Below are 19,149 nucleotides of genomic sequence, written 5' to 3'. Positions count from 1 at the left end.
GGAATCATGAAGAAAATCCTTGCCCTTGCTCTCGCGCTGACCGTCGGCGCCGCAACAGCCCAGTCCGCCTTCGTCTGGCCCGCCGCCTGGACCGCTGAGCAGAACACCACGAACAAACGCGGCGGTGAACTGCGCCTGTCGGCCATCAGCGACTTCAAGACCATGAACCCCTTCACCAGCGCCGAAGCGGACAGCATCCCCACCCGCATGGCGACTGGCAGCGGCCTGTTCACGCAGGATCCCCGCAACGACGAGTTCATCCCTTACATGGCCACCGGCGCACCCGTGGTCAGCAACAACAACAAGCGCTTTGTGGTCAAGATCCGCCAGGGCATGAAGTTCAGCGACGGTCAGGCCATCACGGCTGACGACTGGATTTCCACCTACAAGATCCACACCGACGACAAGGTCGGCAGCAACAGCCGCGACACCTTCTTCCTGATCGGCAAGCCCATCACGGTCAAGAAGCTCGACAACTACACCCTGCAGTTCGACTTCCCTCAGCCCAGCGCCAGTGCCCTGAGCATCATGAGTTACGCGCCCTGGCCTGACCACGTGTTCGGCAAGGCCTACCGCGAAGGCGGCGCCGACGCCATCAAGAAGATGTGGGGCCTGGGCACCAACCCCAGCCAGATCGTCAGCCCCGGCATGTGGGTCGTCGAGTCCTACCGCGCCGGCGAGCGCACCGTGTTCAAGAAGAACCCCAACTGGGGCGACTGGAACAAGGACAGCCGGGGCCAGGAGTTGCCCTACCTGAACAACCTCTCCGTGCGCATCGTCTCCGACGCCAACGCCGCTCTCGCCGCCTTCCTGGCCGGTCAGATCGACATCGTCGGCATGCGCAACGCCGACGACCTGGCCCAGAGCAAGAAGGCCATTGACGCCGGAAGCCTCAAGGCTTTCCTCAAGCCCAACGTCAGCCCCCAGGCCACCAGCCAGTGGATCGTGTTCAACTGGAACAAGGCCAGCGATCCCGCCAAGCAGAAGCTCTTCCGTGACGTGCGTTTCCGCCGCGCCATGAGCCACATCGCCAACCGTCAGGCCATGGTTCAGCTGGCCCTGGGTGGCCTGGGCAGCGAGACTTACTTCAGCACCTACCCCATCTTCAAGCAGCAGCTCGAAGCCGGCCTCGCCGCCGGGGCGCCCCAGTACAAGTACAACCTCGCCGAAGCCACCAAACTGCTCGCGCAGGTGGGCTACACCAAGAAAAACGCGCAGGGGTACCTGGTCGACAAGGCCGGTAAGGTTCTTGAATTCAACCTCAGCACCAACGCCGGGAACACCGTGCGTGAACAGCTCGGCCGCATCTTCGCGGACGAAGCCAAGAAGGTCGGCGTGAAGGTCAACTTCACCCCCATCGACTTCAACAGCCTGGTCGGCCAGCTGACCGCCAAGGGCGAGAACCGTCCCTTCGACGCAATTCTGCTGGGCCTGTCCGGCGGCAGCAACATCTGGAGCTTCGGCAGCAACGTCGTGCCTTGCGGCACCAACCTGCACTCGTACAACAACCCCACCGACGGGAAGTGCGCCACCAGCCAGGAGCAGCTGATGACCAAGCTGTACTACCAGGGCGACGCGGAACTGAACGACGCCAAGCGCCGCGCCATCGGCGGGCAGCTCATGAAAGTCGAGGGTGAACTCCAGCCCGTCATCTACCTCGTGGGCGGCAACTACCACGTGGCCTTCAACGAGCGTCTGGGTGGCGAATTCGCCGCCAACATGATGGACGCCTACTACGGCCAGCGCTTCCAGGCCCTGACCTTCATCAAGTAAGCGCACGAGCAGCACGCTGCTCCCACGGGGGGTGGTCCGCCCGCGCGGACTGCCCCCCACACCCATGACGCCTCACGGAGAGCCCGCATGATCCCATTCCTCCTGCGCCGATTGGTGCAGTCCATTCCCACCCTGCTCCTGGCCAGCCTCCTGATTTTCTTCGTGATCCAGCTGGCCCCCGGCGACTTCCTGACCCCGGCCAAACTCAACCCGAACATCAGCCCCGAGGCGCTCGCGGCCCTGGAACGCAACTTCGGCCTCGACCGCCATCCCGTCGAGCAGTATTTCCTGTGGCTGCGGAACATGGTTCTCAACCTTGATCTGGGGCTGTCCTTCTCGTACCAGCAGCCCGTGCTGGACGTCATCAAACCGCGCATCGCCAACTCCATGTACCTCGTGCTGCTCTCGACGCTGCTGTTCTACGCCATCGCCATTCCTATCGGCGTGTACGGCGCCGTGCGGCAAAATTCTCTGGGTGACAAAAGTGTCAACGTCATCCTGTACTTCCTGCTGGGCTTCCCGAGCTTCTTCGTGGCGCTGATCGTTATCTACTTCATCCTGAAGATGCGCACCGCCACCGGCTGGGAGATCCCCATCAACGGCATGACCAGCAACGGCTTTGACAGCATGACCAGCACGCAGAAGATCCTTGACATCGCCAAACACATCCTGATTCCCGCCATCATCCTGGCTATCACTGATGCCGCCGGACTGACCCGCGTGATCCGCGGCCAGATGCTGGAAGTCATGCGCTCGGACTACATCCGCACCGCGCGCGCCAAGGGCGTCAGCGAACGCACCGCCATCTGGAAGCACACCTTCCGCAACGCCATCCTGCCCATCGTGGCGAACATCGGCGGCCTGCTGCCCAGTGCAGTAGCCGGGGCCGGTTTCATCGAGGTCGTCTTCGCCTATCCCGGCATGACCCCCATGATCCTCGAGGCCATCAACGCGCAGGACCTGTACCTGATCGCCGGTTTCACTGTCATCACCACTGTCCTGCTCGTGATCGGCAACGTCCTGAGCGACATTCTCCTCGCGGTCGTCGATCCGCGCATCAAGGTTGGTTGACATGACCACCACTGCACCCACCACCCGCCAGAAAGCCAGGGCGCTCGGACAGTCACAGTTCTCCGTTGCCTGGCAACAGTTCCAGAAGAACCGCCTCGCGCAGGCCGGTGGCCTGATGCTGATCGTGCTGTATGTCATGGCGATCTTCGCGCCGTTCATTGCTCCCGACGCGCTGTCGTCATACTCAACGAGCAACATCACCCGCTTCCACCCACCCACCCCCATTGAGTTCCGCGATCCCGACACCGGCGCCCTCACGCGGCCCTACGTGTTCAAGTACACCCAGCAGCTGAACATGGATACGTTCGTCAACGAGTTCAAGCCCAGCGGGGAACGCTGCCCGCTGTACTTTGGCGTGCGCGGCGCCAGCTACAAGATCCTGGGTTTCATTCCCGGCAACCTGCACCTGTTCGGCACCAACAAGGAAGAGTGCAGCGTGTACCTCTTCGGGGGCGAGGACCTGGGCCGTGACCTGTTCACCCGCACCATGTACGCCTCGCAGATCAGCCTGACCATCGGGTTCGGCGCCGTGATCATCACCACCCTGATCGGCCTGATGATGGGCGCCATGGCTGCCTACTTCGGCGGCGTCGTGGACATCCTGATTATGCGGCTCGTCGAGGTGCTGGCCGCTATTCCTTACCTGTTCCTGCTGCTTCTGCTGCGCAGCGTGTTCCCCCGCGACATCAATCCCATCCTGGCGCTGTACATGATCCTGGGCATCCTGGCCTTCATCGGCTGGGGCGGCCTGGCCCGCGTGACGCGCGGGCATCTACTCAGCGTCCGCGAGCAGGACTTCGTCTCGGCCGCCAAGAGCCTCGGCGCCAGCGACCAGCGCATCATGTGGCGGCACATGCTCCCCACCCTGACCACCTACGTGATCGTCACGACCAGCCTCGCCATCCCCAGCTTCATCCTGCTGGAGTCCGGCCTGAGCTTCCTTGGCATTGGGGCAGTTGAACCGTACGCGTCGTGGGGCAGCCTGCTGAAAGCCGCACAGGACGGCGGCCTGAGCAGCCTGAACACCCGGCCCTGGGTGCTGATTCCCGGCTTCTTCATCGTCTTCACGGTGATGTGCTTCCAGTTGCTTGGTGACGGCCTGCGAGATGCGTTCGATCCTCGCAAGCGCTCCTGAAGCGAAGCGTACGCCGGGCGCGGCCCATTTGGCTGGCCGCGCCCGGCTCTGTAAACGCTTTAGAATCCTTTACGGTTGTATGATGCTCAGCGTGTTCAAAACGGAGGAAGAATGACCCACGAGGGTGAAGTCCTGCTGGCCGTGAACGGCCTCAAAACGTACTTCAGCACGGACGACGGCGTCGTGAAAAGCGTTGACGGCGTTACGTTCCATATCAAGAAAGGTGAAACGCTGGCCGTCGTCGGTGAGTCCGGCTCCGGGAAGAGCGTCACCAGTCTCAGCGTCATGCGCCTGATCCCCAGCCCTCCGGGCAAGATCGTGGAAGGCGAAATCCTCTTCACCGGCAAGGACGGCACCCGCAAGGACCTCGTTCACCTGAGTGAAGCGGACATGCGCAAGATCCGCGGCAACGACATCAGCATGATCTTCCAGGAGCCCATGACCAGCCTCAACCCCGTCTATACGGTCGGGGATCAGATTGCTGAAGCGGTCATGCTGCACCAGGCCAAGAACAAAAAAGACGCCATGGGTGTCGCCACCGACATGCTGCGCTTCGTGGGCATCCCCGCCCCCGAGAAACGCGTGCACGAGTACCCGCACCAGATGTCCGGCGGGATGCGTCAGCGCGTGATGATCGCCATGGCGCTGTCGTGCAACCCGGCCCTGCTGATCGCGGACGAACCGACCACCGCGCTCGACGTGACGATCCAGGCGCAGATTCTGGACCTGATGCGCAAGTTGCAGAAGGACATCGGCATGAGCATCCTGTTCATCACGCACAACCTGGGCGTGGTGGCCGAGATGGCCGACCGCGTCGTGGTCATGTACGGCGGACGCGTGGTGGAAGAAGGGGACGTGATCGAGATTTTCAAGGCGCCCCGTCACCCGTACACCATGGGCCTCCTGAACAGCATTCCCCGCCCCGGCGAGGTCGTGCAGGTTCCCGGGCAGCCCAAGGGCCGCCTGGAGGCCATTCCCGGCAACGTGCCCAACCCCCTGAACCTGCCTCCCGGCTGCGCCTTCGAGCCGCGCTGCAAGTTCGCTGTTCCTGACTGCTCCAAGGCCGTCCCGGCCCTGGAAGATACCGGCCATGGCCACATGGCCCGCTGCATCCGCTGGCGCGAATTCGAGCAGACGCAGCGCGAGGTGACCGCATGACCGCCATGACCACTCAGGGCCGCCGGGTGATGCCCGCGACAGGCGACACGCTGCTGGACGTTCAGAACCTCGAGAAGTACTTCCCGATCCGCGGCGGCCTGCTGTCACGCGTGGTGGGGAACGTTAAGGCCGTCAACGACGTGTCCTTCAAGATCGGGCGCGGCGAAGTGGTCGGCCTGGTGGGTGAATCCGGCTCCGGCAAGACCACCGCCGGCCGCGCCATCCTGCGCCTGATCGAACCCACCGGCGGGCAGGTGCTGTTCAACGGCACCGATATCACCAAGCTCTCCAAAGGGCAGATGCGTGACTACCGCCGCGAGATGCAGATCATCTTCCAGGATCCCTTCGCGTCCCTGAACCCGCGCATGACCGTGTCGGACATCATTGGGGAAGCCATGCAGATCCACAATCTGCACCCCGGCAAGCAGCGCATCGACCGCATCGCCGAACTGCTCCAGAAGGTGGGGCTGCGCCCCGAGCACATGCGCCGCTACCCGCACGAGTTCAGCGGCGGCCAGCGTCAGCGCATCGGTATCGCGCGCGCCCTGGCGGTGGACCCGGCGTTCATCGTGGCCGATGAGCCGGTCTCGGCGCTGGACGTGTCGATTCAGGCGCAGGTCGTGAACCTGCTGCAGGACCTGCAGGAAGAACTGGGCCTGACCGTGCTGTTCATCGCGCACGACCTCGCGGTCGTGGAGTACATCTGCGACCGGATCATCGTGATGTACCTGGGCCGCGTGATGGAAATCGCGCCCAGCCGCGAACTGAACAGCAACCCGAAACACCCGTACACCGAGGCGCTGCTGTCGGCGGCGCCGGTGCCGGACCCGACGGTGAAACGCCAGCGGATCATTCTGGAAGGGGATATTCCCAGCCCGATCAATCCGCCGTCGGGCTGCGTGTTCCGCACGCGCTGCCGGTACGCGATTGCCGAGTGTGCCAACGTGGTGCCGGAACTGCGCGAAGTCAGCCCCGGGCACTTCAAGGCCTGTATCCGCGACGACATTCTCTGACCGTCCAGGTAGCCTGAACAGGCCGCCGCTCCAGATTGGAGCGGCGGCTTTTCTGTCGCGATCCTGACTGACCCTCTCACATCTCATATTAGGCACCGGGTCACCATTCAGGTATGAAAAGCGCCTTCTCTACCGTTCTCACCGTCGCTGCCGCCCTCGCCACCACTACCGCTCACGCCGCCGACCTGCGCATCTACCCGAGCTTCAGTGAGGTCCGTGAGCCCATCACCGCCAGCACCACCACCCTGAACATCACCCTGCCGCTCGACACCTGGCAGAACATCCTCAGCGGCAGCCTCGACCTGGACGGCCTGAGCTTCACGCAGGCCATTCAGAAGCAGGAAGCCAACTGGCTGAGCAGCCTCGAAGGCAAGACCGTGTACCTGAAACGCGACGGCAAAACCGAACCTGTCACGCTGATCCGCGCCCGCGACCTGCTCGTGAAAGACGCCCAGGGCCGCTACTTCAACGCCCGCTACGAAGAACTGCAGTTCGACACCCTGCCCCCCACCAACGCCCAGGCCCCCACGCAATCCGTCACGTACACCCTGGCGCAACCCGGCAAGGGCACCCTGAGCTACCTGACCCGCGCCGTCACCTGGACCCCGCGCTACACCCTGAAAGCCAGTGCGGCCGGCGCGCAACTGGGCGCCCTGGCGGACATCCGGAACACCACCGAACAGGCCTACGAGGTTCAGAACACTGAACTGTACGCCGGGGACGTGAACGTCCAGAACCAGCAGGAAGCGGGGTACATGATGCGTGACGTCGCCATGGCCGCGCCCATCACCACCTCGGCACCTGCCCCGAAAATTGAGAGTCAGGGCGAACTGCGCGGCCTGTACCGCTACGCCCTCACCACCCCGTTCACCCTGCCTGCCAACAGCGTCGTGACCCTGCCGTTCCTCACGCCCAAGCTCACCACGTTCGACCGCTACGCGGGACTGAACACCTATTTCGGAACGGAACCCCGCGACGGCCACCTGGGCCGGTCCTACCGCCTGAAAGCGGACCAGCGTCTTCCCGGCGGCCCCCTGACCGTCCGCGAGGAAGGGCGCATCGTCGGCCAGACCACCATCCCTGAAACGCGCGAAGGCGGCAGCGTCGATTTCACCCTCGGTGAAGATCCCGACCTCGCCTACACCCGCAGCGTTCAGCAGACCGCGCAGATCAGGGACGCCAAAGGCAACGTCACCAAAACCACCTACCGCGTGACCTACGCCTTCGAAAGCAGCAAGGACCGCGCCGTGCGCGCCGAAGTGACCGAACGCGTCGGCGGGCGCCTCATCATCATCGACAGTGCCGCGCCCGTGAAAAACCAGGGCGTCGCCACCCTGAAGGTCGACGTTCCAGCCAAGAGCAAGATCAGCCGCAGCTTCACGGTGGTCATCGACAACAGCTGACCCGCTGTGCCTCCCCGCCTCCCCGCCTGCCGGGGGGGTTCTTCATGGGCACGGGCAGCTGTCAGGAAGGCACCGGACAGCGGCGACCAGCCGCAGAGCCGTGACCCTATGGGCGAGGCCGGCACCTTCCGGGCCGGCGTGAGGAGTGCCTCGCTCCTGAGCCGCGGCTGGAGGCAACTGCGAACGTTCCCCCCGGGCGGCAGTCACCGGAGGCCTCCCTGCAGGGAATGCCCCTGAGTCCCTATCACCGCGTCGGCTGATCGCCCACTGTCTACAGGATGCCGCTCAGGTACTCCAGAACATTCACTTTGACCGGCATAAAGTACGCGTTCTGGCGCCGGTCGCGGGCAAACGCCAGGAGGTCCTGCGCGAACGTCCGGTTGCACGCCAGAGTCGGCTCGAAGGTCCGGGGGAACACCGCGTGATTCCGGGCGCGCCAGTAGTTCAGGCTCGCCTCCGTAAGGATGCTCGTCGCGCCCCACCAGACGTCGGTACCGTCCGGCAGAAGGTCCGCCCAGGTGTCCAGCAGCCGCAGGTCGAAGAACGGCTGCGTGAAGAACCCGGCGGCGCCGGCATCAAGTTTGCGTTCGAGGTAATCGCGTTCCCGCACGAAGGACTGCCGGTACGGGTCCAGGCCCGCGTACACCCGCAGGTGCGGCGCTTCCCTGGTCAGGCGGCGGATGAGGTCCACGGCATCGGCGTCGTAGACTTTCGCGCTCATGTCGATCGGCGCGTCGCCTGTCACGACCAGCACCTCGCGGATCCCATGCGCGTCGAGGTCCGGCAGGAACGGCAGGGGTGCGCGGGGATTGAAGTCCACCGCCCGCAGGTGCGGAATGGTGGCGAAGGCTGGCCGAGCGAACGCGCAACCCGCCCAGGAGCGCAGCGAGTAACGCGTCAGGTCCGGAACGTTCACGGTGTCCACGCCGCGCAGGTGCCCGGCGACCTCCGCAATCTCGGCGCGCAGGCCGCTGCGCGAGCGGGGCACCAGCTCAACGGAAATGCGGGTCATGCCTGCACCTGCGCTGAAGCCGTGACCTTCGCCGGGTCGTACGCCAGAATGGGAGCAAGCCAGCGTTCCGTCTCCTGCACGCTCTGGCCCTTGCGCCGCGCGTAGTCTTCCACCTGGTCCCGGCCGATCCGGCCGACGGCGAGGTAGCGCGCGTCCGGGTGCGCGAAGTACAGGCCGGACACGGCCGCGGCGGGCGTCATCGCGCAGGACTCCGTGAGCTTCAGGCCGATGTCCTGCGCGGCGAGCAGCTGGAAGATCGTGCGCTTTTCAGTGTGGTCCGGCTGGGCGGGATAACCCGGAGCGGGCCGGATGCCCTGGTACCGTTCGCGGATCAGGTCGTCATTGCCAAGGGACTCATCCGGCACGTACCCCCAGTGCGTGACACGCACGTCGCGGTGCAGTTTTTCCGCGAACGCCTCGGCAAGCCGGTCGGCGATGGCCTTCACGAGAATGGCGCTGTAATCGTCATGCGCCGCCTCAAACTGCGCGGCGAGCGCCTCGGCGCCGTGAATGGCAACGGCGAACGCACCGATGTGGTCCCCGTCCGGCTGCACGAAGTCCGCCAGCGCGGCGTTCGGTGTGGCCTGCTGCCGCTGCTGGCGTAGGGTGTGCAGGTGAACCACACCGGGCAGCGGCTCGCGTCCGGCGGCAAGTTCATGCGTGTGCCAGTCGAGCGTTTCGCCGGCGGGAATGTCCGGCGTGACCTGCACGGCGATGTCGTCCCCGTCGCGCCGGGCAGGCCACAGGCCGATCACGCCGCGCGCGGTCAGGAGCCGCTCGTCAATGATGCGGCGCAGCAGGGCCTGCGCGTCGGCGAACAGGCTCCGGGCTTCCTCGCCACGCAGCGGATCGGTGAGGATGTTCGGGTAGATGCCCTTCATCTCCCACGCGATGAAAAAAGGCGTCCAGTCAATGTAGTCCAGCAGGCCCGTGATGGGCTGCTCGATGATCTGCCGCCCCGGTTCGCGCGGCGCGGGCGCCGGGGTGGGGGAGAGCTGAGGCGCGCCGGCCCGGGCCTCAGCCAGGGTCACCAGCCGCACCTGCCGTTCACCGTGCCGTTCGCGCAGCGCGTCGTACTCCGCCCGCACGCGGTCCTGCACCGCGCCGGGGTCGGCCAGCAGGTCGGCCGTGATGGTCACGGCGCGGCTGGCGTCCAGCACGTGCACCACCGGGCCCGCGTAGGCCGGGTCGATCTTCACGGCCGTGTGCGCGCGGCTGGTGGTGGCCCCGCCGATCAGCAGCGGCAGGCTCAGGCCGCGGCGGGTCATCTCGCTGGCCACGCCCACCATCTCGTCCAGGCTCGGGGTGATCAGGCCGCTCAGGCCGATCACGTCCGCGCCGATCCGCGCCGCCTCGTCCAGGATCCGCTCGGTGGGCACCATCACGCCCAGGTCCGTCACCTGATACCCGTTGCAGGCCAGCACCACGCCCACGATGTTCTTCCCGATATCGTGCACGTCGCCCTTGACGGTGGCGAGCAGCACGCGGCCCTTCCCGCCCGCCTCCTGCTTCTCGGCTTCCATGTACGGCGTGAGGTACGCCACGGCGCGTTTCATCACGCGGGCCGACTTCACCACCTGCGGCAGGAACATTTTGCCCGCACCGAACAGATCACCGACGACGTTCATGCCGTCCATGAGGGGCCCCTCGATCACCCGCAGGGGCGAGCCCAGCTCCTGGTACGCCTCCTCGGCGTCAGCCTCGACGAAGTCCGCGATGCCCTGCACCAGGGCGTGCTTGAGGCGCTGGCCGACCGGCAGGTCCCGCCACGCGCTCGCCGCGCCTGCCTCGCGTTTCACGCCCTTGTACCGGTCGGCGAGCTCCAGCAGCCGCTCGGTCGCGTCGGACCGGCGGGCGAGGATCACGTCCTCGACCGCGTCGCGCAGCTCCGGTTCGATGTCCTCGTACACGGCGAGCATGCCGGCGTTCACGATGCCCATGTCCAGGCCCGCGCGGATCGCGTGGTACAGGAACACGGCGTGCATCGCCTCACGCACGTGGTTGTTGCCGCGGAAACTGAACGACACGTTGGAAATCCCGCCCGACACGAGCGCACCGGGCAGGTTCGCCTTGATCCAGCGGGTCGCCTCGATGAAATCAATGGCGTACCGGTCGTGCTCCTCGATGCCGGTGGCGACCGTCAGGACGTTCGGGTCGAAGATGATGTCCTGCGGCGCGAAGGCCGCCTGCGTGGTCAGCAGGTGGTAGGCGCGCGAGCAGATCTCGGTGCGCCGCGCGAGGTTATCCGCCTGCCCCTGCTCGTCGAACGCCATGACGACCGCCGCCGCGCCGTAGCGGCGCAGCAGGCGGGCCCGCTCCAGGAACTTCGCCTCACCGTCCTTCAGCGAGATGGAATTCACGACCGCCTTGCCCTGCACCCGCTTGAGTCCCGCTTCAAGAATCTCCCACTTGGAACTGTCCAGCATCAGCGGCACGCGGCTGATGTCCGGCTCGCCCGCAAGGAGATTCAGGAACTTCACCATGGCCGCCTCGCCGTCCAGCATGCCCTCATCGAAGTTCACGTCCACCAGCTGCGCGCCGTTCTCCACCTGCTGGCGCGCGATCTTCAGGCCCGCGTCGAAATCCCCCGCGAGAATGGCCTTCGCGAACTTCGGGCTCCCCGTGACGTTCGTGCGCTCCCCGACGTTCACGAAGTTCGTTTCGGCCGTGACCTTGAAGGCTTCCAGGCCACTCAGGCGCAGCACCGGCGACAGGACCGGCGCCGCGCGCGGCGGCAGCTCCCGCACCGCCGCGGCAATCGCGCGGATGTGCTCGGGCGTGGTGCCGCAGCAGCCGCCCACAATGTTCACGAGCCCCTCGCGGGCGAAGTCCGCCAGGACAGACGCGGTGTACTCGGGCGTCTCGTCGTACTCCCCGAACGCATTCGGCAGACCGGCGTTCGGATGCACCGACACCAGCGCCTCGGTGCTGCGGGCAATCTCCCGCAGGTGCGGCCGCAGCAGGTCCGCGCCGAGCGCGCAGTTCAGGCCCAGGCTGAACAGGTTCGCGTGGGCGGTGCTGATGGCGAACGCCTCCGGCGTCTGACCACTCAGCGTGCGGCCCGACGCGTCCGTGATCGTGCCCGACAGCATGACCGGCAGGTGCACGCCGGTCCGCGCGAACGCCTCCTCGCAGGCGAACAGCGCCGCCTTCGCGTTCAGCGTGTCGAACACCGTCTCAATGAGCAGCAGGTCCGCGCCACCCTCGATCAGGCCTTCCACCGCGTCGGTGTACGCCGCGACCAGATCGTCAAACGTCACGTTCCGGAACTCCGGGCGCTCCACGTCCGGGGAAAGGGTGGCCGTGCGGTTCGTGGGCCCCACGCTGCCGGCCACCCAGCGGCGCCGGCCGTCACGCGCCGTGAACTCATCGGCAACTTCGCGCGCCAGTCGGGCGCCCGCCACATTCATGGCCCGCGCCAGGTGCTCGGTTCCGTAGTCCGCCTGGCTGATCGTGGTGGAGTTGAACGTGTTCGTGCTGGCGATATCCGCGCCTGCCTCGAAGTACGCGCGGTGCACGGCGCGGATGACGTCCGGCCGGGTCAGCTGCAGCAGGTCGAAGTTCCCGCGGTACATCCGCAGGGGATCGGCGCCGTCCCAGCGGAAGTCACCTTCGCTCAGGCCCGCCTGCTGCAGCTGCGTGCCCCACGCGCCGTCCAGAATCAAGATTCGCCGTTGCGCCTCAGCGCGAATGTCCGTGCTCACTGTTGTACCCCTGATCGTCGAGAGCCGCCCTGACAGCGGCCCTGAAAGTCGTGTTGCGCGCGCAGCGCCGCCTGTGGGCCATCGTCCCCGCTCGCGCCATCGTCAGCGCACCCACGCGGGTCTTTCCTGAGGGCACCGGTGCCGTAATGAAGGCCGGTTGCCACGCCGTGCAATCGGGCAGGAAACACCCTCCGGCAGTTCTGGATGACCACGCCCATCAGGCGCGGTTCCCGCCAGGATAGCGCAGCCCTCCTCCCGGGCTCCCCGGGGTGCTTGGACAGGTGCCTGCTCACACGCCGTTCAGGCTGGGCCCATCGGAAAGGGCGCCCAGGTCACCCCGGACGCCCCCTGACGGCAGAGCCTCAGCCTGCCTGCACCGCCCCCCGCCCAGCGGCGCGTGCGCGGGCCTTGAGCACCTGCGGAATGATCAGCGACAGCAGCACCAGCAGCAGGATGAACGCCGAGAGAGGCTGGCGCACAAACACACTGAAATCCCCATTGCTCTGCTGGGTGGCCGTGCGGAACTGACTTTCGGCGACCGGCCCCAGAATCACACCGATGATCGCGGGCGTGACCGGAAAGTCGAAGCGGCGCATGCCGTACCCGATCACGCCGAAGATCGCCAGCAGGAACAGGTCGAACACGCTGTTGTTCAGTGAATACACGCCGACCGTGCTGAACACCAGGATGCCGGCGTACAGGAACGGACGGGGGATCAGCAGCAGCCGCGCCCAGATGGGGGCCAGCGGCAGGTTCAGGGCCAGCAGCATGACGTTGCCGATGTACAGGCTGGCAATCAGGCCCCACACCAGGTCCGGGCTGGTGACGAACAGCAGTGGCCCGGGTTGCAGCCCGTACTGCTGGAACGCGGCCAGCAGAATCGCGGCCGTGGCACTGGTGGGCAGGCCCAAGGTCAGCAGGGGAACGAGCACGCCGGCCGCAGAGGCGTTGTTCGCGGCTTCCGGCCCGGCCACACCCTCAATGGCGCCCTTGCCGAACTCCTCAGGGTGCCGGCTGAGCTTCTTCTCCAGGGTGTAGCTCAGGAAGGTGGGGATCTCCGCGCCGCCCGCCGGAATCGCCCCGAACGGGAAGCCGAGCGCCGTGCCGCGCAGCCAGGGTTTCCACGAGCGGCGCCAGTCGTCGCGGGTCATGCTGGCGTTCCCTTCAAGCTTGATGACGCTGGCTTTGTCCTTGCGCAGGCGGCTGGCGACGAACAGCGTCTCACCGACCGCGAACAGGCCGATCACCACGGTCACGAAATCAATGCCGTCCAGGAGTTCCGGGTACCCCAGCGTGAAGCGCGCCTGCCCGCTCTGCAGGTCCGTGCCGACCAGACCGATTGCCAGGCCGAAGAACAGACTGATCAGGCCGCGCAGCGGCGACCCGCCAAAGGTGGCGCTGATGGTCACGAACGCCAGCATGATCAGCGCGAACTTCGCGCTGGGCGGGATCTGCACCGCGACCTCCGCAATGGCGGGCGCCGCGAAGGTCAGCAGGGCCGTGCCGATCGTGCCGGCCACGAACGACCCGATGGCCGCGGTGGCCAGGGCCGCGGCGGCGCGGCCACGGCGGGCCATCTTGTTGCCTTCCAGCGCCGTGATGATGGAGCTTGATTCCCCAGGTGTGTTCAGCAGAATGCTGGTCGTGGACCCACCGAACATCCCCCCGTAATAGATCCCGGCGAACATGATGAACGCGCTCACCGGCGGCAGTTTCGCCGTGACCGGCAGCAGCAGCGCCACTGTCAGGGCCGGGCCGATGCCGGGCAGCACGCCCACCAGCGTGCCCAGCGTCACGCCGAGCAGAGCCCACAGCAGGTTCAGGGGAGTCAGGGCGGTCTCGAAGCCCGCCAGCAGGGACTGAACGGCGTCCATCACAGCACCCCTTTCAGCACACCGGCCGGCAGGCTGAGCCCCAGCCCGCGGGTGAAGGCCACGTACGTGACCAGCGCCACAACGAGCGCCACGCCCACCAGCAGGGGCAGGCGGCGCTCACCGAACGCGAAGCCCACACTGAAATACATCACGGCCGTGCCCAGCACGAACCCCAGCGGCTGCAGAAGCAGGGTGCCCACCAGGAATCCCGCCAGGATGATCCCGGGCTGGCGCAGGTCCGGCTTCGCGTCCGGGTCGGAATCCTCCTCGGCGGCCGGTTCGGCCCGGTAGCCGCGCAGTGTGGAGACGAGCAGCAGGGCGCCCAGCAGCAGCGTACCGACCGAGACGATCAGCGGAAACACGCGCGGGCCGACCACCGCGTTGATTCCGAACGGAATCTGCAGCGTACCGGCCAGCAGCAGGCCGCCAAGCACCAGGATGCCCAGCGCCACGGCGAGGTCCGGGAGGCTCAGCGGTGCCCGGACGGCCGGCGCAGGGGAGGGGGAAGGGTCAGTCACAGGGGAAACTCCTCAGGAAGGGCAAGAACGGGGGCGGAGGCGAGGCTCGCTCGCCCCCGCCCTTGAACGGCGGGTGTGGCGTGGACTTACTTGACGAGCCCGATGTCCTTGAGGATCTCGCGCGTGCGGTTCGCTTCGAGTTTCAGGAACACGTCGAACCTGCTGCCGCTCATGTACAGGTCCGTCCAGTTGCGGGTCTTGAGGGTGTCCTTCCATTCCTTGCTGGCGTGCATCTTGTCCAGCGCGGAGACCAGCGCGGCCTTCTCGCTGCTGCTGATGCCGGGAGGGGCGACGATGCCGCGCCAGTTCGCGAGGTCCACGTTGAAGCCCTGGGACTTCATGGTGGGCACCGGAATGGCCGCCTGCGCCTTGGGCGCGCTGATGGCCAGCGCACGGAGCTTGCCGGCCTTGATCTGCGCTTCGAACTCGCCGTACCCCGCCACCGCGGCGGTCACCTGGTTGCCCAGCACCGCGGCCAGGGTTTCGCCGCCGCCGCTGAACGGCACGTAGTTCATCTTCTTGGGGTCCACGCCCGCCGCCTTGGCGAACAGACCGACAAGCATGTGGTCGGTTCCGCCGGCGCTGCCGCCAGCGAACGCGAGGCCAGTGTTGCTCTTCCAGGCGGCCGCCAGGTCACCCAGCGTCTTGTAGGGGCTGCTGGCAGGCACCACGATAACTTCGTACTCGCCGGTGAGGCGGGCAATCGGGGTGACGCGGCTGAGGTCCACCTTGGAGCTGTTCGTCTGAATGGCGCCGACCATCACGAGCCCCATGGTCATCAGCAGTTTGCCGTCACCCTTGCTGTTGTACAGCTGGGCCAGGCCGATGGTGCCGCCGGCGCCGGGCACGTTGAACACCTGCACGGGCTTGACGATGTTCTGGTTCTGCAGCGTGCTCTGCAGGGCGCGGCTGGTCTGGTCCCAGCCGCCGCCGGGGCTGGCGGGGGCCATGATGCGCAGGTTGTCGAGCGACTGGGCACTGACGGGGGCGATAAGGGTCAGCAGCGCTGACACGGCTAGAACGGCGTGTTTCTTCATGGGTGTTCCTCCTGAGGTGGTGCGCCGCGGCGGTCGCGGCAGCCTGGTTGTGAATGCCCCTTTACGCTACGCCTGTTCCTGTGTGGGTCACAAGACGTTTTTTGCGCGTCACAGCGGCTTTCCGTGTACGCAATGCACGGCCATGCACGCATTGCACAAAACCCGGTGTGCGGAACCCGGCAACCTTCTACACTCAGGGAGAACTGTCATGATCCTTTCCCGTCGCCCCACCCTGCAGGGCCGCCTGGTGCGGCTGCACCTGATGGTGCTGTGCGGCATGACGGTCCTGCTGGTGATCGTCCAGACCGCCCAGCTGTACCGCGAGGCCCGCGCCCGCCTGGGCGAGCGGGCCCTGACCGCCAGCCGCATCGTCGCGCAGCTGCCGGTGGTCGTGCGGGGCGCGGAGCGCGGCACGCAGAACCCGGACCTGAATGCCCGCGTGAATGCCCTGCGCGACGAGGCCGAAGCGGACTTCATCGTGGTCGGCAACCGCGCCGGCATCCGGCTGGCGCACCCGCTGACCGACCGGCTGGGGCAGCCCATGGAGGGCGGCGACAACGCTGAACCGTTCGCCGGGCGCGAGGTGGTCACCGTTGCGCGCGGCAGCCTGGGCTACAGCGTGCGCGGCAAGGTGCCGGTCTGGCAGGGCGGCGTGACGGGCACGCGGGTGGTCGGTGTGGTCAGCACCGGCTACCTGATGCCCCAGGTGTGGCACCTGGTGCTCAGTGCGCTGGTCAGCCTGCTGCCCTGGTTCATCCTGGCGCTGAGCCTGGGAACGGGGGGCGCCGTGTGGGCGGCGCGGCGCCTTCGGGCCGAGATCCTGAATCTCGAGCCTGAACAGATCGCGCAGCTCGCCCAGCAGCAGCGGGCCGTTCTGGCAGCGCTACGCGAGGGCGTCCTGGCGGTCGGCCCAGGCGGCCTGGTCACCCTGATCAGCAGCCGCGCCGGCGCCATGCTGGGCGGGCCGTCTGCCCCGGCGCCCCTGGCGACCCTCTGGCCGGAACTGGCGCTGTTCACGGCCGGCAGCGGCGCCGCGCGCACCCAGAACCTGGAACTCAGCCTGCGGGGTCAGCCGGTCCTGGTGAACATCGAACCGCTGGACGGCGGCGGCTTCGTGGTGGGTTTCCGCGACCGCGCCGAGGCGCTCGCCCTGGCCGATGAGCTCACGCACGCGCGCGGCTTCGTGGACGTGCTGCGCGCGCAGACCCACGAGTACCAGAACCGCCTGCACGTTCTGTCGGGCCTGCTGCAACTGGGCCGCAGCGACGAGGCCCTGCGCGTCCTGAACGCCGAGATTCACGCGGACACCCAGTTCCGCCAGCTGCTGCGCGACGTGCAGGTTCCCCGCCTCGTGGCGCTGCTCGCCGGAAAGCGTGAGCGCGCCCAGGAACTCGGCGTGGACTTCGAGGTGGTCGAGGGCAGCAGCCTGAGCGCCGTGTGGGAACGGCACGCCGACACCCTGGTCAGCGCCGTGGGGAACCTTACCGAGAACGCCTTCGAGGCACTCGCCGGACAGCCCGGGTACGTGAGCGTCCTGATTGGCGAGGACCCCGACGGCATGCAGATCGAGGTGGAGGACACCGGCCCCGGCGTCTCCCCCCACCTCGCGCAGACCCTGTACGCCCGCGGCGTGAGTAGCAAAGGCGAAGGCCGTGGCTACGGCCTGCACGGCGTGATGACGCGCGTGGAGGCCCTGGGCGGCACCCTGCGCCACACCCGGCGCGGTGAGCACACCGTCTTTCAGCTGAGCCTGCCGCTCCCCGCCGCGCGCCTGCAGCTCCCACAGGAGGCCGGCGCATGACGCCCTCCGCCCGCGTGAGGGTCCTGCTCGTCGAGGATGACCTGCGGGTCGCCCGCGTGAACCGCGACCTGCTGGAACGCGATCCGGACGTGCACGTGGTCGGCAGCGCCGCCACCTGCGCGCAGGGTGACGCGCTCGCCCAGGCGCTGCGCCCGGACCTGATCCTGCTCGACGTGCACCTGCCCGACGGCAGCGGACTGGGCCTGCTGCGCCACTGGAGGACCCAGGGCCTCACGACCGACGTCGCCATGATCACCGCCGCGGACGATGAACCCAGCGTGCGCCTCGCCCTCGCCCACGGCGCATTCGACTACCTGATCAAACCATTCACCGGCGCGCGCCTCGCCGACCTGATCGCCCGGCACCGCGCCCGGCACGCCCGCACCCCCAGCGCTTCCCGCCTGGACCAGGGCCGCCTCGACCGCCTGCTTGGCCTGAGCAGCACCTCGCCCGCGCCCCTGCCGCGCGGCATCGACCCGAACACCCTGGAACGGGTCGCGCAGGCCCTGGCCGTCGCTACGGGCGCCGTCACCGCCGAGGAGGTCGGGGATCAGGTCGGGCTGAGCCGTGTGACCGCGTGGCGTTACCTGGAGCACCTCGTGCGCAGCGGGCAGGCCACCCTGGAACACCAGTACGGCCATGCGGGCCGACCCGTGAAACTCTACCGGGCCCGCGCCTGACCCCCACGGGCGCCACACTGCCCCGGCACCCGGCCCCCTACACTGAGCGCGTGAATGTCCGCCACGCGCTGCTCTGCGGCCTGCTCCTGACGGCCTGCGCGCCCGTGCGCACTGTCCTCCCCACCCTGACCCCCGCCCTGAACCTGTCCGGACCCGCGCCGGACGTGGTGGTGCTGAGCGTCTCCGGCCGCTGCGGCGTGCCGTGCGCCGCGCCGCGCGACAACTGGGATTACCTCTCGTCCCGCGGCGCGGTGGACCGCGTGGCCGCCGCCTTCCAGGACGCGGGCCTGTCGGTGCAGGTGGCCGGGTACGCCAGCCACCCGGCCCGGACCTTCACGTCTACACTGGTCAATGTGCCTCAGCGGGGGTACGCGGCGCTGGAGGACGACCTGAAGGCCGTGAAACGAACGTGGCTCAGCGGGCCGCGCCCGCCGCGGATGGTACTGCTGGGCCATTCGCAGGGCGTCGCGTGGACCCACCAGCTCACCCGGGACCACCCGGACGTCACCTTCGACGTGCAGATCGACCTGGACGGGATCTGTCTGGGCTGGAAAACCGATTTCCGGCCGTTGCTGCGCGGCGCAGGGCCGTATTCCCCCCTCACCGCCTGCGACCGCATGATGGTCGCCGGGCGACTGATAAACGCCAAGGACGTGGTCTGGACCAACGTCCGGCGCGGCCTGGAAGTCCAGAGCAAACGCCTTCCGGAGCGGGGCGCCGAGACCGGATTCACCGTGAACTACCTGTTCGAACTCGGGCATAACGTCCGCCTGGACGGCACGGACCGCGCCCTTGACCGCTTTGTTTCCGTGCGCGAGGACCACAGCGCCATCACGTACCCGAACAGTGAGGGGATGACGTGGGTGGCGGCGCAACTCGCGCCCCTCTCGCAGGGCTGGGCGGCAGAAGCTCAGGGTCACAGACCCTGACGAATGGGGCGCAGCGGGTCGTGTGCGGTCGCCCGGTCATG

Annotated in this window: 14 protein-coding genes; 9 read left to right on the top strand and 5 right to left on the bottom strand. The window is 67.2% G+C overall.

The window, feature by feature from the left end:
* Positions 1 to 6: 6 nt before the first annotated feature.
* The 6 genes from LAJ19_RS06945 to LAJ19_RS06920 all read left to right on the top strand — a co-directional run bounded on the left by LAJ19_RS06945 (position 7) and on the right by LAJ19_RS06920 (position 7,553).
* Entirely contained in the window at positions 7 to 1,773 is a 1,767-nt protein-coding gene (locus tag LAJ19_RS06945; RefSeq protein ID WP_225477872.1) for an ABC transporter substrate-binding protein, read from the top strand.
* Positions 1,774 to 1,860: 87 nt separating this feature from the next.
* Positions 1,861 to 2,844, top strand: a complete 984-nt coding sequence (locus tag LAJ19_RS06940) for an ABC transporter permease (protein ID WP_225477870.1) — start codon at positions 1,861 to 1,863, stop codon at positions 2,842 to 2,844.
* Position 2,845: 1 nt separating this feature from the next.
* Positions 2,846 to 3,979 (top strand): ABC transporter permease, encoded by a 1,134-nt coding sequence (locus LAJ19_RS06935; RefSeq protein ID WP_225477868.1) that lies wholly within the window; start codon positions 2,846 to 2,848, stop codon positions 3,977 to 3,979.
* Between the two features lie 111 nt (positions 3,980 to 4,090).
* Positions 4,091 to 5,137, top strand: coding sequence for an ABC transporter ATP-binding protein (locus LAJ19_RS06930; protein ID WP_225477866.1), 1,047 nt, complete (start codon positions 4,091 to 4,093; stop codon positions 5,135 to 5,137).
* Entirely contained in the window at positions 5,134 to 6,150 is a 1,017-nt protein-coding gene (locus LAJ19_RS06925; protein ID WP_285892305.1) for an ABC transporter ATP-binding protein, read from the top strand. The genes LAJ19_RS06930 and LAJ19_RS06925 overlap by 4 nt, the downstream gene beginning before the upstream one ends.
* 113 nt (positions 6,151 to 6,263) lie before the next feature.
* A complete protein-coding gene (locus LAJ19_RS06920) occupies positions 6,264 to 7,553 on the top strand; it encodes a DUF4139 domain-containing protein (RefSeq protein WP_225477864.1) in 1,290 nt (429 codons plus the stop codon).
* Positions 7,554 to 7,824: 271 nt separating this feature from the next.
* Here the strand turns inward: LAJ19_RS06920 and LAJ19_RS06915 are convergent, their stop codons facing one another.
* From LAJ19_RS06915 to LAJ19_RS06895, 5 genes are all read right to left on the bottom strand, one after another.
* Positions 7,825 to 8,565: a methylenetetrahydrofolate reductase gene (locus LAJ19_RS06915; RefSeq protein WP_225477863.1), complete on the bottom strand. Its 741-nt coding sequence runs from the start codon at positions 8,563 to 8,565 to the stop codon at positions 7,825 to 7,827.
* Positions 8,562 to 12,269, bottom strand: coding sequence for a methionine synthase (gene metH / locus LAJ19_RS06910; protein ID WP_225477861.1), 3,708 nt, complete (start codon positions 12,267 to 12,269; stop codon positions 8,562 to 8,564). The genes LAJ19_RS06915 and metH overlap by 4 nt, the downstream gene beginning before the upstream one ends.
* Before the next feature lie 362 nt (positions 12,270 to 12,631).
* Positions 12,632 to 14,143: a tripartite tricarboxylate transporter permease gene (locus tag LAJ19_RS06905; protein ID WP_225477859.1), complete on the bottom strand. Its 1,512-nt coding sequence runs from the start codon at positions 14,141 to 14,143 to the stop codon at positions 12,632 to 12,634.
* Complete coding sequence (locus LAJ19_RS06900; RefSeq protein ID WP_225477857.1) at positions 14,143 to 14,661, bottom strand: tripartite tricarboxylate transporter TctB family protein; 519 nt, start codon at positions 14,659 to 14,661, stop codon at positions 14,143 to 14,145. The genes LAJ19_RS06905 and LAJ19_RS06900 overlap by 1 nt, the downstream gene beginning before the upstream one ends.
* An 86-nt stretch (positions 14,662 to 14,747) precedes the next feature.
* Positions 14,748 to 15,698, bottom strand: coding sequence for a Bug family tripartite tricarboxylate transporter substrate binding protein (locus tag LAJ19_RS06895; protein ID WP_225477856.1), 951 nt, complete (start codon positions 15,696 to 15,698; stop codon positions 14,748 to 14,750).
* A 208-nt stretch (positions 15,699 to 15,906) separates the two neighbouring features.
* Here LAJ19_RS06895 and LAJ19_RS06890 point away from each other — a divergent pair, with 208 nt between their 5' ends.
* Genes LAJ19_RS06890 through LAJ19_RS06880 form a run of 3 tightly spaced genes read left to right on the top strand, consistent with a single transcriptional unit; the run spans position 15,907 to position 19,108 of the window.
* Positions 15,907 to 17,499, top strand: coding sequence for an ATP-binding protein (locus LAJ19_RS06890; RefSeq protein WP_225477854.1), 1,593 nt, complete (start codon positions 15,907 to 15,909; stop codon positions 17,497 to 17,499).
* Positions 17,496 to 18,179 carry a response regulator gene (locus LAJ19_RS06885; RefSeq protein WP_225477852.1) on the top strand — a complete coding sequence of 228 codons (684 nt, stop codon included), beginning with the start codon at positions 17,496 to 17,498 and terminating at the stop codon, positions 18,177 to 18,179. Before LAJ19_RS06890 ends, LAJ19_RS06885 begins: the two co-directional genes overlap by 4 nt.
* A gap of 50 nt (positions 18,180 to 18,229) precedes the next feature.
* Entirely contained in the window at positions 18,230 to 19,108 is an 879-nt protein-coding gene (locus LAJ19_RS06880; protein ID WP_225477850.1) for a hypothetical protein, read from the top strand.
* The last annotated feature ends 41 nt before the right edge of the window (positions 19,109 to 19,149 follow it).

This window comes from Deinococcus taeanensis, assembly GCF_020229735.1.
Lineage (GTDB): Bacteria > Deinococcota > Deinococci > Deinococcales > Deinococcaceae > Deinococcus > Deinococcus taeanensis.
This window is presented reverse-complemented; position numbering and strand designations above follow the sequence as displayed.